We start from the raw sequence: 20,131 nt of genomic DNA on the forward strand, positions 1-20,131 counted from the left end.
CTCGCAGAAGACGAAACGCCCGGTGCAGCGCGCACCGGGCGTTTTTTTATAGCCAGCCGGCCTTCTTGAAGAGCCGGTACAGGTAGGCGCACACGCCGACCATGACGGCGAGCGCCATCGGATAGCCCCACTTCCACTCCAGCTCGGGCATGTACTTGAAATTCATGCCCCACACGCCCGCGAACGCCGTGAACACGGCGAAGATCGCGGCCCACGCGGCCAGGCGTTTGTTCACTTCGCTCTCGTCGATCGAGACCATCGACAGGTTCACCTGGATCGCGGTGCTGATCGTGTCGCGGATCGCGTCGAGGCGCCCGGCGATACGGATCAGGTGGTCGTGCACGTCGCGGAAATAATCCTCGGTGCCCTGCACGAGCGGCGGGACGCGGCCGCCGTGCAGCCGGCCGATCGCTTCCAGCAGCGGGAACACGGCGTGGCGCAGCACGAGCCCCTTGCGCTTCAATTGGTACAGGCGCTCGACGTTCTCGCGCTGGGCGCCGTGCGTGAAAATGCGGTCCTCGACGGTTTCGAGTTCGGATTCGAGCATGTCGACGACGGGGAAGTAGCGGTCGACGACGGCGTCCATCAGCGCGTATATGACGAAGGCCGAACCCATCTTCAGCAGATGCGGTTCGCGCTCGGCGCGCGCACGCACGCCCAAAAAGCCCTTGGCGGAATCGCGCCGCACGGACAGCACGTAGTTCGTGCCGGCGAAGATCGCCAGCTCGCCGGTGGCAATGTGGTCGCCGTCGACGAGGTCGAGCATGTGCACGACGGTGAACAGGCAGTCGCCGTATTCCTCGATCTTGGGGCGCTGGTGGCCGCGCGCGGCATCTTCCACGGCCAGTTCGTGCAGGCTGAACTCTTCCTTCATCTGCGCCATTTCGGCGTCGGTGGCGTCGCGCAGCGCAACCCAGACGAAGCAGCCGGGTTTGCAGAGGTAGTCGCTGATGTCCTCGACGGGGATGTCGGACAGCTTCTTGCCTTCCTGGTAGGCGACACAGTTGATCAGCATGTCATCGAAACGTTGTTGCTAGGATGACAGAGCTTACACCATGGGCGCTACCGTATGCGTTTTCGAATAAGGTCCCCCGGACCTTACGCGTTTTCGAATAAGGTCCCCCGGACCTTATTCGTCCTTTGCCCCATCAATGCCGAGCTCGGCAATCTTGCGCGTGATCGTATTGCGTCCGATCCCGAGCCGGATCGCCGCGTCGTTCTTGCGGCCGTGCGTGTGCTTCAGTGCCGTGCGGATCAGTGCGGATTCGAACTGGCGGCCCAGCACGTCCATCACCTCCACCTGCCCTTCCGACAGCATGCGCGCGGCCTGCAGTTCCAGCAGGCCGATCCAGCCGTCGGCGCCGTTCGGCAGCGCGCCCGGTTCGGCGTGGTGCACGATGCTGGAAGACGGCGCCGCCAGCGAGACGGTGCCCACGCCCGAACTGATGCCGACGGCGAACCCGTTGCCGCCGGCCGGCACGGGTTGCGCCTGGGTCAGGTCGCGCGGCAGGTCCTTCACTTCGACCGTCTGCCCCGGCGCCATCACCGTGATCCAGTTGCACAGGTTTTCCAGCTGGCGCACGTTGCCGGGAAGTTCCAGGCCGGTGAGGAAGCGCAGCGCTTCGTCGCTCATGCGCTTGGTCTCGACGCCCAATTGGCGTGCACTCTGCACCAGGAAGTGGCGCACCAGAATGGGGATGTCTTCGCGCCGCTCGCGCAGGCTGGGCAGGCGCAGGCGGATCACGTTCAGGCGGTGGTACAAGTCTTCGCGGAACAGGCCGTCGCGCACGCGCTGTTCCAGGTTCTGGTGCGTCGCCGCGATCACGCGCACGTTGGCCTTCACCGGCTGGTGGCCGCCCACGCGATAAAAATGGCCGTCGGACAGCACGCGCAGCAAGCGCGTCTGCAGGTCGAACGGCATGTCGCCGATCTCGTCGAGGAACAGGGTGCCGTTCTCGGCCTGCTCGAAGCGGCCGCGCCGCATCGCCTGCGCGCCGGTGAACGCGCCGCGCTCGTGGCCGAACAGTTCGGATTCCAGCAGGTCTTTCGGGATCGCGGCCGTGTTGAGCGCGATGAACGGCTGCTGCGCGCGCGGGCTGTGCTTGTGCAGGGCGCGCGCGACGAGTTCCTTGCCGGTGCCCGATTCGCCCGTGATGAGCACCGTCACGTTCGACTGCGACAGGCGGCCGATGGCGCGGAAGACTTCCTGCATCGCGGGCGCCTGGCCCAGGATCTCGGGGGTTTCGGACGGCGCGATGTCGACGCTGGTCTCGCGCAGGCTCTCCTCGAGCGCGCGGCGGATCAGGGCGACGGCCTTGTCGATGTCGAACGGCTTGGCCAGGTATTCGAAGGCGCCGCCCTGGAACGAGGCGACGGCGGAGTCGAGGTCGGAAAAGGCGGTGATGACGATGACCGGCAGGCCGGGATGGCGTTCCTTGACGGCCGCCAGCAGGTCCAGGCCCGATTCGCCCGGCATGCGGATGTCGGACACCAGCACCTGCGGCGTGTCCGTTTCGAATGCCGCCAGCGCTTCGCGGCCGCTGGCAAAACTCCGGGTGGCGAGGTTCTCGCGCGCCAGGGCCTTTTCCAGCACCCAGCGGATCGATGCATCGTCGTCGACAATCCAGATTGGTTTCATGTATTTCTACTTCCCGCGAAGGTTCAAGGGGGATTGCCGGGTACGCCCCTCGTCTTCACCCGCTTATGGCAGGGGAATCAGGATGCGGAAATCCGTCAATCCAGGCCGGCTCTCGCACTCGACCAGGCCCAGGTGCTGTTGCACGAAGGTCTGTGCCAAGGTCAGCCCGAGACCGCTGCCGCCTTCGCGCCCGGAGACGAGCGGATAGAAGATGCGGTCGCGGATATCGGGGGCGATGCCAGGTCCGTTGTCGATGATATGCAAGTCTAATGCCAGGCCGTAACGGACCTTCGCCAGCGTCACCTGGCGCGCCACGCGCGTGCGCAGGACGATCTCGGCGTCGCCCGCCGCGATGCGCGCGCGCAGGGCCTGGGCGGCGTTGTGGACGATGTTCAGGACCGCCTGGATCAGTTGTTCCTTGTCGCCGCGGAACTCGGGAATCGACGCATCGTAATCGCGCCGGATCGCGAGGCCCGACGGGAATTCGGCCAGCACGAGGCTGCGCACGCGCTCGCACACTTCGTGGATGTTGACGTCGCCCACGATGTGCGGGCGGCGGTGCGGCGCCAGCAGGCGGTCGACGAGCGTCTGCAGCCGGTCGGCCTCCTTGATGATCACCTGCGTGTATTCGCGCAGCGAACTCAGGTGCACGTCCGGCAGTTCCAGCTCCAGCAGCTGGGCCGCGCCGCGGATGCCGCCCAGCGGGTTCTTGATCTCGTGGGCGAGATTACGGATGAGTTCCTTGTTGGCCAGGCTCTGGTCGAGCAGGCGCTCCTCGCGGTCGGTCTTCAGTTGCTGGACGTTCTCGCGCAGCTCGACGACGACCTCGGCCTCGCCCGCCGCGCTGACGATGCTGTGCACGTGCAGCGGGTCGCGCGCGGGGCGGAACAGCGTCAGGTCCTGGCGCAGGTCGGCATACTTGTGGGCGATCGCCTGTTCGCACAGGACACCCAGTTCGTCGCCGTTCGTGAACAACCCGACCAGCTTCTGCCGCGACAGCGCTTTGGCTGACATGTCGAGCAGGTGCTCGGCGGCCGGGTTGGCGTAGCGAACGAGCCCATCGGCATCCGCCACCAGCACGGCGGAGGCGAGCATGTCGAGGCCTGCGAAACGGTCGTGCTGGAGAAGTTGGGCCGATGTCCCGTTCATGTCATTTGATGTTGGCGATCTCGCGCTTGAGCGCTTCCACGTTCTTTTCGCTGCGGCCGATGTTGTCGCGCATCTGGGCCACGCGTTCCTGGTACTTCGCGTAATTCTTTTCGTTGCCCTGGCGTTCCGGCTCACCGTTGTTATAGTCGCGCTTCAGGTCCGCCAGCTTGCGCTCCTCGGCACGCAACTCGTCCTCGAGGATCGTGCGGCGGTCGTCGTCGCGCGCCTTCTGCGTGGCCGTGTCCACCCGCGGGAAGCCGGCGGGATTCGGACTCGCGGCCGCGGGGCGCCCTGCGCCCTGGCGCATCGCCACAGCGGGCGCGGCGCGCGGCGCCGGTGCGGGCGTGGATGCGACATAACCCGGCAGGTCGAGCACCTTGCAGCCCGGTTTATTGATGTCGGTGAACTCCACCCGGCCGTTCTGGTCGACGCATTTGTAGATGACGGAATCGGCCCGCGCCTCGTGCGCGGCAAGTCCTGCGAGCAACAACAGACGCAGGAGGAAGCAGCTTGTCATTCGCATCAGGTCAGTCTGGATGCATGGTTGGGAAGCTTCCGACTATACCCCATCCAGTAAAAAACGCGAGGCAGCCGGCTGGCTTTCCCCGCGTTTTCGTTACCGTGTGGATACACTCCGGTGTCAATCGCTTTCAATGTGACACCGGGTGATGCCAACGAATTACGACGAGTAGTACATGTCGAATTCGGCCGGGTGCGGGGTCATGCGCAGACGCTGGACTTCCTGCATCTTCAGGTCGATGTAGGCGTCGAGCATGGCATCGCTGAACACGCCGCCGCGGGTCAGGAACTCGCGGTCCTTGTTCAGGGCGTCCAGCGCTTCTTCCAGCGACGAGCAGACCGTCGGGATCAGCTTGTCTTCTTCCGGCGGCAGGTGGTACAGGTCCTTCGTTGCGGCTTCGCCCGGGTGGATCTTGTTCTGGATACCGTCCAGGCCGGCCATCAGCAGGGCTGCGAAGCACAGGTAGACGTTGGCCAGCGGGTCCGGGAAGCGGGTCTCGATGCGGCGGCCTTTCGGGTTCGCCACGTGCGGGATGCGGATCGATGCCGAACGGTTCTTGGCCGAGTAAGCCAGCTTGACCGGGGCTTCGTAGCCCGGCACCAGGCGCTTGTACGAGTTCGTGCCCGGGTTGGTGATGGCGTTCAGGGCCTTGGCGTGCTTGATGATGCCGCCGATGTAGAACAGGGCCGTTTCCGACAGGCCGGCATAGCCGTCGCCGGCGAACAGGTTCTTGCCGTCTTTCCAGATCGACTGGTGGACGTGCATGCCCGAGCCGTTGTCGCCGTTCATCGGCTTCGGCATGAAGGTGGCGGTCTTGCCGTAGCTGTGGGCCACGTTCCAGATCACGTACTTCAGGTTCTGCGTCCAGTCGGCGCGCTCGACCAGGGTCGAGAACTTGGTGCCCAGCTCCATCTGGCCGGCGCCCGCCACTTCATGGTGGTGCACTTCGACCGGGATGCCCAGCGATTCGAGGATCAGCGAGATTTCCGAACGCATGTCCTGGAAGCTGTCGACCGGCGGGACCGGGAAGTAGCCGCCCTTGACGGTCGGACGGTGGCCGCTGTTGCCGCCTTCGAATTCCTTGTCGGTCGACCAGGAAGCTTCTTCCGAATCGATCTTGACGAAGCAGCCCGACATGTCGACTTTCCAGCGGACGGAGTCGAAAATGAAGAATTCCGGTTCCGGGCCGAAGTAGGCGGTGTCGCCGATGCCCGACGATTTCAGGTAGGCTTCGGCGCGCTTGGCGATGGAACGCGGGTCGCGGTCATAGCCCTTGCCGTCCGACGGTTCGATCACGTCGCACTGCATGAACACGGTCGTCTCTTCAAAGAACGGGTCGATGTTCGCGGTGTTCGGGTCAGGGATCAGCAGCATGTCCGATGCTTCGATGCCTTTCCAGCCGGCGATCGACGAGCCGTCGAATGCGTGGCCGGATTCGAACTTGTCTTCGTCGAAGTGCGAGATGGGAACGGTCACGTGCTGTTCCTTGCCGCGGGTATCGGCGAAACGCAAATCAACGAACTTGACTTCGTTGTCCTTCAGCATCTGCATTACATCTGCGGCGGTCCTTGCCATTCCAGTATCTCCTAAGTCAAAAAGGGGTGTCGATGCCAACCGGGCATGCGACAGGCGCATAACCTTCTAAGCAGAAATTATGCCAGCATTTTTCCATGAGCAAATAAATAATGATTACTTTGAGGGCGCTCAATTTGCCCCTTAAAATCAATGACACCTTAAGCGTGCACGATCTTGGCGCAAGCTCGTCCATACGCACCAAACAAGTGCAATTTTTCGAGTATGCACCAAACTGATGCGCAATGCACCAAAAGTGCGAGCCCTAGCTTAGCAACGACCCGCGACGGTGCGCAACCACCCTACAAGGAATTGATGACATGACTACGACCGACGAGATCCTCGCGAACGCCAGGGCCCGCGCGCCCGGCCAGCCGTACGCGGGCGCCGTCACGCCCCAGGAAGCGTTCGAACTCCTGCAAGCGGACCCCAGGGTGAAACTGGTCGACGTGCGCACGAATGCGGAGCGCGACTGGGTCGGCCGCCCCGCGATCCCGGAAACCCAGCACGGCGCCGTGCAATGGACGTTGTACCCCGGTGGTGCGCCGAACCCCGATTTCGCGACCCAGCTGCAGAACGTGGCCACCCCGGACGACGTCGTGCTGTTCCTGTGCCGTTCCGGCGTGCGTTCGCGCCACGCCGCGCGCACCGCCACGGAACTGGGCTACCAGAATGCGTTCGACATCCTGGAAGGCTTCGAGGGCGACCGCGATCCGGAAGGCCACCGCAAGACGGTCGGCGGCTGGTGCAAGGCCGGCCTGCCCTGGATCGGCGCCTGAACTTTTCGCTCGTCTCCCGGTCGCACGTGAGAATCGCAGAGATTCGCAACGGTGCGCGCGTGCTAGCATGCGGGCTCACTGCTGACCTGGAGATGTAGCCATGACGACCCCATCCGCTGTCCCTGCCCGCCTGCGCGTGCGCCTCGTGTGCGCGGGTGTCGCGGCGCTGCTGTGCGCGTGCGGTCCCGGCGGGCCGAAGCGCGAGACGGACGACGGCGACGGCGGCGATTCCGGGCCGAGCACGGGGATCAGCGTGCTGGCCGGCGATGCCGCCACCGGCGGCACTGCGGACAAGAAAGGCACGGCGGCCCGCTTCAACACGCCGCGCGGCCTGGCCGTCGACACCAACGACAACGTGTACGTGGCGGACGAAGGCAACCTCACGATCCGCAAGATCGCTCCGGACGGCACGGTCAGCCTGTTCGCCGGCCTGGCGGGCGCCAGCGGCACGGCCGACGGCAAGGGCAACCGCGCCCGCTTCACACAGCCGACGGCCATCACGATCGACGGCAGCGGCGACCTGTACGTCCTGGACGGCGCGACCATCCGCAAGATCACGTCGGACGGCACCGTCACCACCGTGACCCGGCTCTCGTTCGGCAATTTCGGCATCGACCCGCAGAACATCCCGGCCGGGATCGCGGCCGACAACGACGGCAACCTGTACGTCACGTCGGGCGTCGACACGCGCCGCATCCCGATCGCGAATCCGAACCGCGCCACGACGCTCGAAACGGGCGCCGTCGCGCCCATCTACGGCACGGGCCAGCTGGTGCCGCGCGGCGTGGTCGTCGATCCCGACGGCACCGTGTACGTGGCCGACCTGTTTCGCACGCTCAGCCGTGCGACGTCCGGCGCCACCGCGCTCACGACCTTCGTCGGCGCGCGCAACCAGGCCGGCAACGCCGACGGCAATGCGTCGACTGCCCGCTTCCAGCAGCTGATCGCGCTTGCCATCGACAAGAACGGCAATCTGTACGGCGCCGATGCCATCAACAACACGGTGCGCAAGATCACGACGCCGGACGGCATCGTCGCGACGCCCGCCGGCCTGGCCGCGTCGACGACGCTGCGGACCGGCAAGCTGCCCGGCAGCTTCGCGCAGCTGCGCGGTATCGCGGTCGACGGCAGCGGCACGTTGTACGCGACGTCGGGCAATGCGGTCGTGAAGATCGTGTTGCCGTAATTACGCGGCGTTCTTCGCGGCCAGCGCGATCCGCACGCGCTGGCGCACGAAGTTGATGTGGCTGCGCAGGCCATATAACGCATCCGCGTACGCGAGCGGGATCGAGATGTGGTTGACGCGCTGCTCGATACCGTCGAGGCGGCGCAGCAGCTCCTCCCGTGCCTCGTCGCGGTGCTCGTCCTTCGCGTTTTCCAGCGCCTGCTCGACGGCGCGCAACTCGCCGTACCAGCGGTACACACGCGAGCGGATGCGCCACACGTACAGCGGCGGCACGATCTTCGACAGCGGAATGATCAGCGCCGCCAGCGCCACCACGACGACCCACAGCCGGTCGAACAGGTTCGCCAGCCAGAACGACAGGTAGCGCTGCAGGAACGGCGGACCGTCGCGATAGTATTTCGCCGCCTCCCGCGCCACCGGGATCTCCGTATAGCGCGGCGACGGGAATTGGCCCTGCTGCTGGAACCAGCCCGTCCCGCCATGAATCTCCGTGGCCGCCTTGACGAATAAATCGATCAGCGCGGGATGCAGGTCCTCGCGCGCGACCAGCGTGGCCGTGGGCGCGATCAAATGAAAATCCTGGGCCGGGATGTCGCGTCCGAGGTCGACGATTCCGCGCGGCAGCACGACGTGCGTGAGGAACGGCAGCCGGCGCGTGTACGCCTCCGCCTGGCGGAAGTTAAACAGGCGGATGCCCGGCGTCTGCAGCAGCATCTGGATCAACGGCGCTTCCGGTGCGGAGCTGAACACGAGGCCATCGATATGCCCCGCCAGCAACTCCACGGTGGCGGGCGTGTTCTCGAGCGCGGAGAGCTTCAGCTGGCGCGGCTCCAGGCCGTTCACGGCGAGGACCTGGCGGAACAGCTTCGGCACGCCCGTCCCTTCCGGTCCGAGGTTGATGCGCAGGCCTTTCAGCTGCACGATGCTGTCCATGTCGCGCTTGCGGCCGTGCGCATCGCGCTCGCGCAGGAATAGCCAGACGGGTTCCGTGAACAGGCTGCCCAGCGACACGAGGCCGCGCCGCTCGGCCTGTGCCTCGCTCGTCGACCCGCTCTGCACGAACGCGATATCGGCCTTGCCTTCGATGAGGCGCTGCAGGTTGTCTTCCGATCCCAGCGTGCGCTGGGCATCGACCTTGATGCCGTCGCGGGCGAGGATGGTCGCGTACTTGCGGCCGAATTCCTCGTACGCGCTGTTCTCCTGCCCCGTCGCGAGGATCACGTGGCGCGGCGGCGCGGGGTCGACGACGATGTACGCGACGATGCACGCGGCCAGCACGAGCACGGCCGTCGGCGCGACCGCCACCAGCAGGTCGCGCAACGAGACGAGACTGAATTTACGCAGCGGGAGCCGCTTCATGCGGCCCGGCTCACAGCAGCACGTCTTCCACGGCGGCCGGCTTCGGACGGGCTGCGCGTTCAACCTTCGGCGGCGGTGCCTCCGGATCGTCGCGCTTGACCGCCGGCTTGTGCGGCGCCGGCTTCGACGGCGTGTCGACGCCGGCCTTGCGGACGCCGACCGCTTTCGGATGATCTTCCGCGGCCGGCTTCTCGGCGGCCTTCACCGCCGGCTTGGCAACCGGTTTCGCAACCGGCTTCGCGACCGGTTCCTCGACGGCCGGGGCCTCCACGGGCGGCGCTGCATCGGCCGGCACGGGCTGCTCGGTATCGCGCGCGACGGCATCCGTCGGGCCCGCCGGCGCCGGCGCGGCACGTTCGACGTGCAGGCCCGGGATGGTGACCGTGTCCTGGTGCTGGATCATCGGCATCAGGCTCGGCGCCAGCTTCACGAGCAGTTGCACGGGCAGCGCGCTGGTGAAGTCGTAGTGCGCGGAATCCGGGCCGTGGACGTACGCCGTCATGCTGCCGAAGAAGCGCTCGCCGATGTTGAACACGAACGTGGCCGAACGGTTCACGTAGCGCGATTCGATCAGGCGGTGGCCGGCGCCGTAGACGTCGAAGCGCTGGTCGCCGGTACCCGTCTTGCCGCCCAGCGCGATCACGCTGCCGTCGTCCTTGACGAACGCGGTCTTGGCACGCTTCGCGGTACCTTCCTGCACGACGCCGCGGATGGCGTTGACGACGGCGCGCGCCACCTGGGGGTTCAGCACCTGCTCGCCCTTCTCCGCATTGCCGCGCTTGACGACGGTCTCGTACGGCGTGTCCTTGGCGAAGTGCAGCGAGTCGATGCGCTGCGTGGGCTTGCGCACGCCGCCGTTGATGAGGATGCCCATCAGCTCGGCCAGCGCGATCGGACGGTCGGCCGACGCGCCCAGCGTGGTCGCGTACGACGGCACGAGCGAGTCGAACGGATAGCCCATCTTCTTCCACTGCGCGTGGATCTTGAGGAAGGCTTCCACTTCGATCAGGCCGGCGATGCGCTTGTCCTGGGCATGCTTGCGGTGCGTCTTGAACAACCACGAATACACTTCCTGGCGTTCCTTCGTCGATGCGCCGACGACTTCGTCCCAGCCCGCTTTCGGATGGGTGCGCAGGTAGCCCACGAGCCACAGTTCGAGCGGGTGCACGGAGGCGACGTAGCCGCGGTCGGCCAGCGACATGTTCGCGACGGCGTACTGGTCGTACATCTTGGCGATGCGCTCGTCGTCGACCTCGGCGTCGGCCGGCAGGTACTTGTGGAGGAACTTGCCGAATTCGGCCAGCGACGCGTCCGGGTAGATCGTGCGGTGCACGGCCGCGACCTTCGACGCCCGGATGCGCACGCCCTGCATCAGCGCCGTCTCGACCTCGTCCCAGTTCTTGCCGCGGTACTTGTTCCAGAAGCGGGCCAGGAAATCCTTGCCTTCGCGGTCGGCGAAGCGCGACAGATACTCCGCGCGGCGCGGATCGTCGGCGTCGGCCAGCAGTTGCGCGGACGAGCCGGGCAGCTGGAACATGTAGTAGCGCACGACGTCGCGCATCAGGCGCACGAACACGAGGTTCGTCGAGTTCTGCAGCGCCTGCTGCACGGTGAGGATGCGGCTGTCGTCCAGCTTGCTGAAGTTGCCGAAGATGTGCACGCCGCCGCCCGTGAAGAACGCTTCGCCCGGGTTGCCCGAATACTTGCGCTCCATGGCCGCGCCCAGCATCGGCACGAGACCGCGGTCGGCGCCGTCCGGCAAGGTCTGGAAGTAGTCGACGGCCCACTGGGTCAGGCGGTCCTTCGGATCGACCTTGACCTGGGCGAGCTCCGCTTTCGACATCGGCTCGTAGCGCTGGTGCAGCTGGTCGACGATGTCGAGGTAGGTCGTCAGGGTGCGCAGCTTCGCGGTCGAACCGAGGTCGAGCTTGGCGCCCTCGTTGATGTCGAGCGGCTGGTCGTAGTTGTCGGTCTGGACGCGCAGGTAGTTGACCTTGTCGCCCCGCTCCATCAGCGTGAAGCTGTACACGACCTTGGACGGGTCGCCGTTGCCCAGCATGCCCTTGCCCGTCAGGCCCGCTTCCGCGGCCGCTTCGTTGTCGGTCAGCTTGCGCAAGGTGGCCGTCACGGCCTTCTGCGCGTCCGAATTCAAGGTCGTCACCACCGACAGGTCGAGGCGGTCGAGGTTGTACAGGCGGGAGTCGCCCAGCAGGTTGGCGAGATGGTTGCGCACGGCGTTGGCGGCCTTGCGCGTGACGAACGTGTTCGCGGGCGGCGGTGCGACGCCGGAACCGAGTGCCGGATGCAGCACGGTGGCGATGGCCACGTCGCGCAGCGCGGGCGAAATGACGCCGGCCTGCGCGAGCACGCGCAGGTGCGAGTTCGTGAGGATTTCCAGGTCCTTCTCGCCGGCGCCCAGGTAGTACGCGGGGCGGCGCTGCGCGATCATCAGCGACAGCGCTTCCTTGTACACCAATGCGAATTCGGGCGTGAGCTGCTTACTCGAGAGGATGCGGTTCACTTCCGCGAAATCGCGGCCGTACCAGACCCACATGCCGTCGCCGATGCCGTTCACCTCGCCGTAGCCGAGCTTGGCCGACAGCGGCACGGTGTTCAGGTATTCGAGCACGATGCGGCGCCGGGTCGGGCCCGTGTTCTCGCCGCCCAGGTAGGAACGCAGCGTGGCCGACGCCATCTGGCGCAGCTTGTCGCCCAGCGAGGCCGTGCGGCCTTCCGGCGAGTGGCGGTATTTTTCGATCTGCGTGGCGAGCGTGCTGCCGCCGGCGACGCGGCCGCCGCTGCCCAGGCCGATCGAGTGCAAGGTCTTGTCGAACACGGCTTTCGAGAAGCGGTCCCATTCGACGGCCGGGTTACGCTTCGGATACGTCGTGTCGAGCAGTTCGCGGTTCTCGATGAACAGCAGGCTCTTCACGAGCAGCTGCGGCGTGGCGTCGAACTTGTCGTACAGGCGCTCGGGGAAGCGGGCCGAGAACAGCGGCTCGCCGCTGTAGTCGAGGATGTCGAGGCCGGCACGCGTCTTTTCGTGGTACGTGGCGAACAGGCCCATGTCGGCCAGTTCCAGCATCTTCGGCGACATGCGCGCCTGTTCGACGACGACGTAGTCGCGCGTCTTGAGCTTGGCCAGGTAGTTCGGCAGGTTCGAGTAGCCGAGGCGCTCGTCGTACGGGCTGGCCTGCGGGAAGCGGATCGCGTCGCTCGGGCCCTTGGCCATGCGGTAGTTGAGTTTCTTCGTCAGGCCGGCGAAGAAGTGCGCTTCGAGCGCCGACGTGCGGCTTTCGTAGACGGCCAGGCCGGCCGCACCCGCGACGGCGAGCAGCAGCAGGACGAGGAACGTGCGCTTGACCATGCGCCAGCGGCGCTTGGGCGGCGCCGGCGGCGGCTCGGGCGGCGTGTCCGCTCCGGCCCCGCCGGGTTCGACGGCGGGCTCGAGGCTGGAGTCGAAACTCGGCTCCTGGCGCGAGGGGATGTTGCGGACAGGGAGATCCTGCTCGGCTGCCACGGCGGGAATGCCGGCCAAGGCAGGCTGGCCCGGCGCAGCCTGGCCAAGAATGCGGCGCAGCGCGCGGGAGAAGAAACGGGGCCGTCGTTGACGGCGAATACTATCCATGATGGCTCAACCGGTTTGAAACACGCCTGCAAATCCCGTCAACCTGCTCGCCATCCTGCTGCTGGTCGGTTCGAGTGATCCAGGTCGTAAAAGTTCACAAAGCTACGGCGACCTCACTCCGGATCGCCTCTGCTCACAGACATCATTCCACCACATCAATGTGACATGCAGGAACCGCTCACGCAGTTTTTTGACGTCGTCCTGACATTTTCGCAAAAAAACAACGGCTCAGTTCGAACGGCTGTCCACCGCCCGCAACGGTTGCACTTCCGCACCCATTCTTTCCAGTTCCACGCACATGTCGGTCCAGGCCGCTTCGACCTGGCCGGGATCGCCTTTTACGCCCAATTCGATATGGCGCCGCGTGTGCGCATCGCCCACGCTGGGCAGGCTGAACACGCGCACTTCGGGGTAACGCGCTTCCAGCGCTTCCATCAGCGGCGTCAGCGCCGCCTCCGCCGCCTCGACCACCAGCAACGACTTTTCGAGCCGCGCCTCGCGGTGGAATTGGTCCGCATACAGCGTATCGAGCACCCACGCGATCATCGGCCACGCCATCACGGGAAAACCGGGCACGAAGTGGTGCTGCGCCAGCGTGAAGCCGGGGATGCGGTTGTACGGATTCGGGATCAGGCTCGCGCCCGCGGGGAATTCCGCCATCCTGAGGCGTTGCAGGTTCTCCGGCGCTTCCAGGTCGGCGTCCGGACCCGCGGTCTCGCGGATGCGCTCCTCGATCAGCGCGCGTCCTTGCGGATGCAGTGCGAGCGGCACGCCCAGCGCCGCCGCCGCGCACTGGCGCGTGTGGTCGTCCGGCGTGGCGCCGATGCCGCCGCAGGAAAACACGATGTCGGCACTCGCAAACGTGCGCCGCAGCAGGGCCGTGATGCGCTCCGGTTCGTCGCCGACGATCTCGACCCACGCCAGGCGCAAGCCGCGCTCGCGCAGGAGTTCGATCACCTTGGGCAAGTGCTGGTCGCGGCGTTTCCCGGACAGGATCTCGTCGCCGATGATGATGAGGCCGAATGACATGCAGTCCTCCATGCGTCCAGTGTGCCATAGTGCGCCGGAGCCTGCCGCGCCGTGGCCGCGTACCGTGTGTGACATTTGCGGACAAACTCGTGACAAAGGCCCCCAAGACGCTACACGGCTCCCCTCCTAGAATCGGCGCGCCGGCCGCGGGCTGCGCGGCGCCGAACAGAATGAACGATGATTCCATCAGGACGACATGTCGCCGGCGCGTGCGCGCTGGCCCTTTTGCTTGCCGGTTGCGGCGGCCCGGACGATCCGGCCGCACCGCCGCCGGTCGCCACCCAGCCGACGGCCCCGGTCGCCCAACCCGCGCGCGCCGACGTGCTGGCGACAGCGGCCGGCGGCATCGACAGCATCGCCTTCGGTGGCGACAGCGCCTGGCTGTCGCTGTCGAATACCGCGACCACCGACACGGCCGTGGTCCATGCCAGCCTGCCGCTGCGGGCGGATTCCGCGTGGACCGGCGTCGCGCTGGGCGAATGCGGCCTCGCGCGCGAAGACGGCGGCACCTGGCCCCTGCGCGCACCATCGTTGCGCATGCTGGGATCCGATCTGTGGCTGTTCCAGCCCTGGTACGACAAGGGCCCGGACGCGCGCCCCGAACACGCGCTGTGCGCGTTGAGTGCCGACCGGACCACCTTCGTGCCGCGCGACGCCGGCCTGAAAGCGTGCGTGGGCAGCACGTGCACGACGTTGTCGATGGACGAGCTGAAACGGGTGAACGACCGCCTGTACACGAATGCCGGCGGCGGTCAGAACGTGCTCGCGTCGAACGACGGCGGCGCCCATTGGCGCGTGCTGACCGGCTTCTTCGACCAGGACATCTGCACCCATCCCGCGTTCGAGATCGTCGGCGACCGCCTGCTCGTCGGCGGCGAATGCCCGCTGGATTTCGCGTTCCTGCGCGCCTACCAGCTGGCTGCGGATGGCGTCAGCCTCGCATCGCGCGACGCCCTCCCCGTCGCCTTGCCGGAACTGGAAAACCGCAACGTGCAATTCATCCAGGCGACAGGCGCCCAGCGCGTGTTCGCCGGCGTCGAGGGCGGCCTGCTGCGCAGCGAGGATGGCGGCAAGTCGTTCAAGTTCGTGATCCAGCATCCGCTCAGCGGCGGCGGGAACTACCCGTACATCCGGCACTTGCTGGCCCTCGCGGGCAAGCCGGACACGCTCGTCGCGGGCGGCTTCGACAAGGCGACGCAGAAGCCGTACCTGGCCTGGTCGAAGGATGGCGGCACGACGTGGACGGACCTGTCGACCCTGCTGCCCGGCTATGCGCGCAACCTGGACGATGCATCGGTGGCGGAAGTGACGGCCATCGCCCAGGATCCGCAGGGACGCGTGCTCGTCACCGTCAACGAGGCGAAAGGCGCGCAGGGCCGCCTCGTGCTCGTCACGCTCGGCACGCCTTGACGCGCTTTACACGTCCTTGGACACCTGGCCGGCCCGGACGTCGGCCAGCGCCTGCAGGCAGAAGTACTGGAACCACAGGCCCGTGAAAATGAAGATCACGAGGTAGAGCCAGATCGACAGCACGGCCAGGAACGGGAACAGCACGACGGAGAACAGCGCGCCGCCGATCCACGCGACGCCCGGCAACGCGCCCAGCAGGCCCGACACGGTGCCGATCAGTAGCAGGGAGCGCTTGCGCGCGTGCATGATCGTGCGCCGTTCCTCCGGGCTGGCGTGGATGGCCAGCGCGTCGTACCCCATCACGCGCGCCGTCAGCCAGCCCCACAACACGGCCTGCACGACGATGGCGACGGGCGCCAGCGCGTACAACGGCAGCGTGACGAGCCACAGCAGCGCGAACACGACGATGCCCGACAGGTTGACGCCGAGGCTGCCCATGAAGCTGCCGCCCTCCTTCCGCTCGAGCGTCGGGAACTGCACGCGGCTGACGTGGCGCGCGATGGCCGGCATCGCGCCCACGCCGATGAACAGCAGCGACGTGATGATCATCAGCGGCAGCAGCACGAGCATCGCCACGAGCGGGATCACGAGCGTTTTCAGGAAACCGAGGCCCAGGGTGGCGAGGATGCTGCCGCTCGTCTCGAACAGGCCGTAGTCGGCGAAGACCGCGTGCAGCCAGTCCAGCAGCGGCTGCATGCCGGCGTACAGCAGGCCGCCCCACAACGCCAGCGACAGCAGCAGCGGCACGATGGACAACAGCAGCATGCGCCCCGAGAACTGGGAGCGCAGCGCGCGGCCGTAGGCAATGGCGACGGGGCGCATCATGCCGCGTTGCGCCGGTTGCCGGCTTCGACGAGGCGCACGAGGCCGAGCCACTGCTGGCGCCAGAAACCGCGGCCGTAGTCGCGCGCGGGACGTACACTCCCATCAGGATTGGTGCGCGCGAACTGGTCGCGCACGCCCGTGCCGTGCCAGCCGGGCGCGAAGTTGGCGGTGCCGAACAGCTGGTCCCAGACGGGCAGCAGTACGCCGAAATTGCAGCCGCCCAGCTCGCGCCCCTGCGATTCGTGGCCGATGCCGACGGCGTGGTGCGTGCGGTGGAAGCGCGGCGACACGAGCAGGCGCTCGCCCAGGCGGCCGAAGTGGATGCGCACGTTCGCGTGCTGCAGGCTTTGCAGCGCGCGCGAGACGGAGACGAGCAGCACGTACTGGCTCGGCGCCACGCCGATCGCCAGCGCGATGACGGCCATGTAGACGTCGCGCAGCAGATCGTCCAGCAGGTGGTTGCGGTCGTCGCTCCACAAATTCATGTTCTGCTGGCTGTGGTGCAGGCTGTGCAGGGCCCACCACCAGCGGAACTTGTGCTGGCCGCGGTGGAACCAGTAATCGAAGAAGTCCAGCACGACGAGGTACATGAGGAAGCTGGCGAGCGGGTGGAACCCCGTCATCAGGTTCTCCAGATTGAACGGGCGGACGCCTTCCATGCGCAGCGCCGCGGCCATGCCGTCCATGACCGGGTCGAGCGTGAAGAACACGGCCATGCCGAAGAAGCCGAGGCGGTGGATCAGCGTGTAGATGAAATCGTTGAAGCGCGCGCGGCGGTCCGTCATCTTCTGCGCCGGGATGACCGCCTCCAGCGGCCGCAGCACGAGGTACAGGGCGGCCACTTCGCACAGGCCGGCGAGGAACCATTCGATGCCTTCGAAGGCGTCTTCGATGTATTCGCCGAGGCCCATGGCGAACATTGCGGGTTCGACCGCGTTCTCGAACAGCCATCCCTGCAGGAAGGCGAACCCATCGAGGAAATGCTGAATCATATTTTTATCGGTAGTCCGGATGCGCTCTCAGTGTAGCGAAACAGAAGCCTTTGCGCTCGAGACCGGAGATCAACGGTTCGAGGTTCGCGGGCATCCACGGGTCCTTGCGCGACCAGATGCCCATGTGGGCCATGAAGATGTCGCCATCCTTCAGGTTGTCCAGTGCGCGCTTCAGCAACACCGCGTTGGGGAATTTGTCGCTGGACGTCTCGTCGCCCGAGAATCCGGCCGGCGCCCAGCCCGCGTGTTGATAACCGCATGCCTTCGCGGCCGCGAGGATGTTGGGCGAGCTGTGGCCGCCCGGCGTACGGAAGATCGGGTCCAGGCGGCGGCCCGTCAGCTGTTCGAAGCGCGTGTCGACGCGGCGCAGTTCGTCGCAGTACTGCTGCTGCGTCCAGGTGAGCTTCCGACCCGCATGCGCGCCGAACTGCGGCTTGACGACGATGCGGCCATCCGCCTCGTCGCGCTGGAAATACACGTGGTCGAACGTGTGGCTGCCGAACGCATGACCTTCCGCCACGCGGGCCTTCCAGTAGTCCGCCCACGACGGATCGAGCGACCAGTCGCCGCGCACCGTTTTCTCGTTGGCGAGGAAGAACGTCGCCTTGATGTGGTGGCGGCGCAGCGTGTCGGCGATCAGCTCGGCCTGCGACTGGCTGCCCGTGTCGAACGTCAGGTAGACGGTGCCCTTGCATGCGGGCGCGTCACCCGCATGCGCGCTGGAACTGGCCGCCAGCAGTGCGGCGGCGGCGAGACGCAGCATCACATCCGCGGCGCCGAGTTGGCGAAGAACACCCCGTGCGGCGAGCGGCCGACGGGGATCATCTTGATGACCTTGCGGCTGGCGACGTCGATCACGGCGACTTTCTTGATCCAGCGGAGCGTCACCCACAAGGTCTTGCCGTCGTTCGTCAGTTCCATGCAGTCCGGACCGCCCGGTACGGGGATCATGCCGACGTTTTCCAGCGTGGTCTGGTCGATGATGTTGATCGAGTTCTGCACGCGGTTCGACACGAACACGTGGCGGCGATCGCCGAGGGCGCGGAAGTTGTGGGCGCCGTTGCCCGTCTTGATGCGCTTGACGGTCTTCTGCGCGCGCCAGTCGATCACCTCGACGTAGTCGCTGCCCATGATCCCGACGAGCAGGTACTTGTCGTCCGGCGTCATCGCGATGCCGGCCGGGAGCTTGCCGACCGGGAGGGTCCATTTGACGGTCTGCGTCTTCAGGTCGATGGCGCTGACCTGGTCGCTGCCCTGCTGCGTCACGAACGCGGTCGTGCTGGCCGCGTCGAACGCGATGTGGCTGGGCATGCGCGCGAGCGGCAGGCGCTTGCTGAGCAGCAGGTTGCCGCCTTCGTATTTGTAGACGTCGACGCGGTCCAGGCGCAGCGACGCCGACACGAACCATTTCTGGTCCGGCGAGAAGCCGATCTGGTACGGGTCGAGCACGTCCGCCAGGCGGCGCTGCACCTTGCCCGAAATGGGGTCGAGGAAGATCAGTTCGTTGCCGGCGGAGCTGGCGACGATGACCGACTTGTTGTCCGGCGTGGCCATCAGGTGATGGGGCTCCTTGCCGACCGCGAACGTGCCGTTGTCGGCGCCCGTCTTCTGGTCGAGCAGCTGGACGGTGGCGTCGCGCGAATTGAGTACGACCACGACGTTCGCGTGGGCAGCCTGGATGACCGAAAACAACGCGAAACCAGAGATGAGGGACTTGCAGAAGCGACGCGGCATGGAACGAGACGGACTCAGTGGAAGGAAGCTTTATTCTACGGGGAAACTTGAACGCTCCGAAGCGCAGAACGATGGAATCGCACGCAAGCGGCGCGCCGCCGCAACACAGTGGACAGAGCGTTAATAGCGCTTTGACAGGTCATGGACTACAATCGGCCTTTCACTCTGAACAACAAGGAACACCCATGTCCATCACCACCACGAATTCCGGCCTGCAATACGAAGACACCGTCGTCGGCAGCGGCGCCGAAGCGAAGGCCGGCAACTACGTGACCGTGCACTACACCGGCTGGCTGCAGAACGACGACGGCAGCACCGGCGTCAAGTTCGACTCCAGCAAGGATCGCAACGACCCGTTCCAGTTTCCGCTGGGCGCCGGCCACGTGATCCGCGGCTGGGACGAAGGCGTGCAGGGCATGAAGGTGGGCGGTGCGCGCCGCCTGATCATCCCGGCGAGCCTGGGCTACGGCGCGCGCGGCGCCGGCGGCGTGATTCCGCCGAATGCCACGCTGATCTTCGACGTCGAGCTCCTCGCCGTTTGATGACCGAGCAACGCTTCTAAAATCCGGCCAAATCAGCGGGGATTCCGATGACGATGCGCTAAGATGCCCGCACATCGTCAAAGGAGTTACCATGAGTTTGCAAGAACAGTTCGCCCAGGCCCAGATCGATTCGAAGAACCTGCCCGAGCGTCCGGACAACATGACCCTGCTGAAGATCTACGCATTGTTCAAGCAGGGGTCGAGCGGCGACGTCACGGGCGAGCGTCCCGGCTTCACCGACATGGTCGGCCGCGCCAAGTACGACGCGTGGGCCGCGCTGAAAGGCACGGCACGGGACGAAGCGATGCAACAGTACGTCGACCTGATCGAAGACCTGAAGTAATCAAGCGTTAAACGTCTTGCGCATGCTTTCCGCCACCTTCTGTTCGATGGGGGACGCGAAAGCACTCATCAAAAACCCCAGCTTGATGCGCAACGCGGCCTGGCGCTCGCCCAGCGTGAGCGCCCCCTCCACGCCGCTGCGGGCGAAACGCAGCACGTCCCCTTCCCATTTGCACGTCAGGCCATATTCGCGGGCCAGCTTGTCCGCCACCTTTTGCGCGGCGGCGCGCGCGTCGGTCTGGCTCAGGCTGTGCGGCTGGGTGATGCTGATGTCCGGCATTCGATTTCCTTACTGATTCAAAGCAAACAGCCCGCCATGATGCCAGTTGATGGGCGCAAAGGCCAGCGCTTGCCTAGAGAATAATCAATTGATGAGTCTCAAAACCCAACTTGGGCAAGGGGCGACCATTCCTCGTGTCATCAAGG

18 protein-coding genes are annotated in these 20,131 nt (G+C 66.0%); 5 read left to right on the plus strand and 13 right to left on the minus strand.

Annotated elements, in window-relative coordinates; genetic code table 11:
- Positions 1-46 precede the first annotated feature (46 nt).
- The 5 genes from corA to glnA form a co-directional block, all read right to left on the minus strand.
- Positions 47-1,015: a magnesium/cobalt transporter CorA gene (corA, locus tag ACEN9G_RS06215; RefSeq protein ID WP_413337482.1), complete on the minus strand. Its 969-nt coding sequence runs from the start codon at positions 1,013-1,015 to the stop codon at positions 47-49.
- A gap of 114 nt (positions 1,016-1,129) precedes the next feature.
- A complete protein-coding gene (gene ntrC / locus ACEN9G_RS06220) occupies positions 1,130-2,638 on the minus strand; it encodes a nitrogen regulation protein NR(I) (RefSeq protein WP_413337481.1) in 1,509 nt (502 codons plus the stop codon).
- A 63-nt stretch (positions 2,639-2,701) separates the two neighbouring features.
- A complete protein-coding gene (gene glnL, locus ACEN9G_RS06225; RefSeq protein ID WP_413337480.1) occupies positions 2,702-3,787 on the minus strand; it encodes a nitrogen regulation protein NR(II) in 1,086 nt (361 codons plus the stop codon).
- A 1-nt stretch (position 3,788) separates the two neighbouring features.
- Positions 3,789-4,304, minus strand: a complete 516-nt coding sequence (locus tag ACEN9G_RS06230) for a DUF4124 domain-containing protein (protein WP_483126500.1) — start codon at positions 4,302-4,304, stop codon at positions 3,789-3,791.
- Between the two features lie 162 nt (positions 4,305-4,466).
- The gene (gene glnA, locus ACEN9G_RS06235) at positions 4,467-5,882 is read right to left on the minus strand and encodes a type I glutamate--ammonia ligase (protein WP_413337478.1); all 1,416 of its coding nucleotides are present in this window, start codon (positions 5,880-5,882) and stop codon (positions 4,467-4,469) included.
- A gap of 317 nt (positions 5,883-6,199) precedes the next feature.
- Between glnA and ACEN9G_RS06240 the strand changes: the two genes are divergently transcribed.
- Both ACEN9G_RS06240 and ACEN9G_RS06245 read left to right on the plus strand, forming a co-directional pair.
- Complete coding sequence (locus ACEN9G_RS06240; RefSeq protein WP_413337477.1) at positions 6,200-6,658, plus strand: rhodanese-like domain-containing protein; 459 nt, start codon at positions 6,200-6,202, stop codon at positions 6,656-6,658.
- A 100-nt stretch (positions 6,659-6,758) separates the two neighbouring features.
- Complete coding sequence (locus tag ACEN9G_RS06245) at positions 6,759-7,844, plus strand: NHL domain-containing protein (RefSeq protein ID WP_413337476.1); 1,086 nt, start codon at positions 6,759-6,761, stop codon at positions 7,842-7,844.
- Here the strand turns inward: ACEN9G_RS06245 and ACEN9G_RS06250 are convergent, their stop codons facing one another.
- From ACEN9G_RS06250 to ACEN9G_RS06260, 3 genes are all read right to left on the minus strand, one after another.
- Positions 7,845-9,203, minus strand: coding sequence for a TAXI family TRAP transporter solute-binding subunit (locus tag ACEN9G_RS06250; RefSeq protein ID WP_413337475.1), 1,359 nt, complete (start codon positions 9,201-9,203; stop codon positions 7,845-7,847).
- A gap of 10 nt (positions 9,204-9,213) precedes the next feature.
- Positions 9,214-12,570 (minus strand): transglycosylase domain-containing protein, encoded by a 3,357-nt coding sequence (locus ACEN9G_RS06255; RefSeq protein ID WP_483127730.1) that lies wholly within the window; start codon positions 12,568-12,570, stop codon positions 9,214-9,216.
- A 489-nt stretch (positions 12,571-13,059) separates the two neighbouring features.
- On the minus strand, positions 13,060-13,860 hold the full coding sequence (locus tag ACEN9G_RS06260; protein ID WP_413346009.1) for a competence/damage-inducible protein A: 801 nt from the start codon (positions 13,858-13,860) through the stop codon (positions 13,060-13,062).
- 177 nt (positions 13,861-14,037) lie between these two features.
- Here ACEN9G_RS06260 and ACEN9G_RS06265 point away from each other — a divergent pair, with 177 nt between their 5' ends.
- The gene (locus tag ACEN9G_RS06265) at positions 14,038-15,270 is read left to right on the plus strand and encodes a WD40/YVTN/BNR-like repeat-containing protein (RefSeq protein WP_483126501.1); all 1,233 of its coding nucleotides are present in this window, start codon (positions 14,038-14,040) and stop codon (positions 15,268-15,270) included.
- A gap of 6 nt (positions 15,271-15,276) precedes the next feature.
- On the opposite strand, the gene ACEN9G_RS06270 is transcribed toward ACEN9G_RS06265, so the two are convergent.
- From ACEN9G_RS06270 to ACEN9G_RS06285, 4 genes are read right to left on the minus strand one after another with little or no spacing between them, the layout of a single operon-like run.
- The gene (locus tag ACEN9G_RS06270) at positions 15,277-16,095 is read right to left on the minus strand and encodes an EI24 domain-containing protein (RefSeq protein ID WP_413342449.1); all 819 of its coding nucleotides are present in this window, start codon (positions 16,093-16,095) and stop codon (positions 15,277-15,279) included.
- Positions 16,092-17,087, minus strand: a complete 996-nt coding sequence (locus ACEN9G_RS06275; RefSeq protein ID WP_413342451.1) for a sterol desaturase family protein — start codon at positions 17,085-17,087, stop codon at positions 16,092-16,094. The genes ACEN9G_RS06270 and ACEN9G_RS06275 overlap by 4 nt, the downstream gene beginning before the upstream one ends.
- 4 nt (positions 17,088-17,091) lie before the next feature.
- Complete coding sequence (locus ACEN9G_RS06280; RefSeq protein WP_413342453.1) at positions 17,092-17,850, minus strand: polysaccharide deacetylase family protein; 759 nt, start codon at positions 17,848-17,850, stop codon at positions 17,092-17,094.
- Positions 17,850-18,821, minus strand: coding sequence for a YVTN family beta-propeller repeat protein (locus ACEN9G_RS06285; RefSeq protein WP_413342455.1), 972 nt, complete (start codon positions 18,819-18,821; stop codon positions 17,850-17,852). The genes ACEN9G_RS06280 and ACEN9G_RS06285 overlap by 1 nt, the downstream gene beginning before the upstream one ends.
- Before the next feature lie 185 nt (positions 18,822-19,006).
- Here ACEN9G_RS06285 and ACEN9G_RS06290 point away from each other — a divergent pair, with 185 nt between their 5' ends.
- Entirely contained in the window at positions 19,007-19,363 is a 357-nt protein-coding gene (locus ACEN9G_RS06290) for an FKBP-type peptidyl-prolyl cis-trans isomerase (RefSeq protein ID WP_413342457.1), read from the plus strand.
- Positions 19,364-19,454: 91 nt separating this feature from the next.
- Positions 19,455-19,706 carry an acyl-CoA-binding protein gene (locus ACEN9G_RS06295; protein ID WP_413342458.1) on the plus strand — a complete coding sequence of 84 codons (252 nt, stop codon included), beginning with the start codon at positions 19,455-19,457 and terminating at the stop codon, positions 19,704-19,706.
- Here the strand turns inward: ACEN9G_RS06295 and ACEN9G_RS06300 are convergent, their stop codons facing one another.
- The gene (locus ACEN9G_RS06300) at positions 19,707-19,985 is read right to left on the minus strand and encodes a polyhydroxyalkanoic acid system family protein (RefSeq protein ID WP_413342460.1); all 279 of its coding nucleotides are present in this window, start codon (positions 19,983-19,985) and stop codon (positions 19,707-19,709) included.
- Positions 19,986-20,131: the final 146 nt, after the last annotated feature.

This window comes from Massilia sp. Masssp94 (assembly GCF_059491305.1).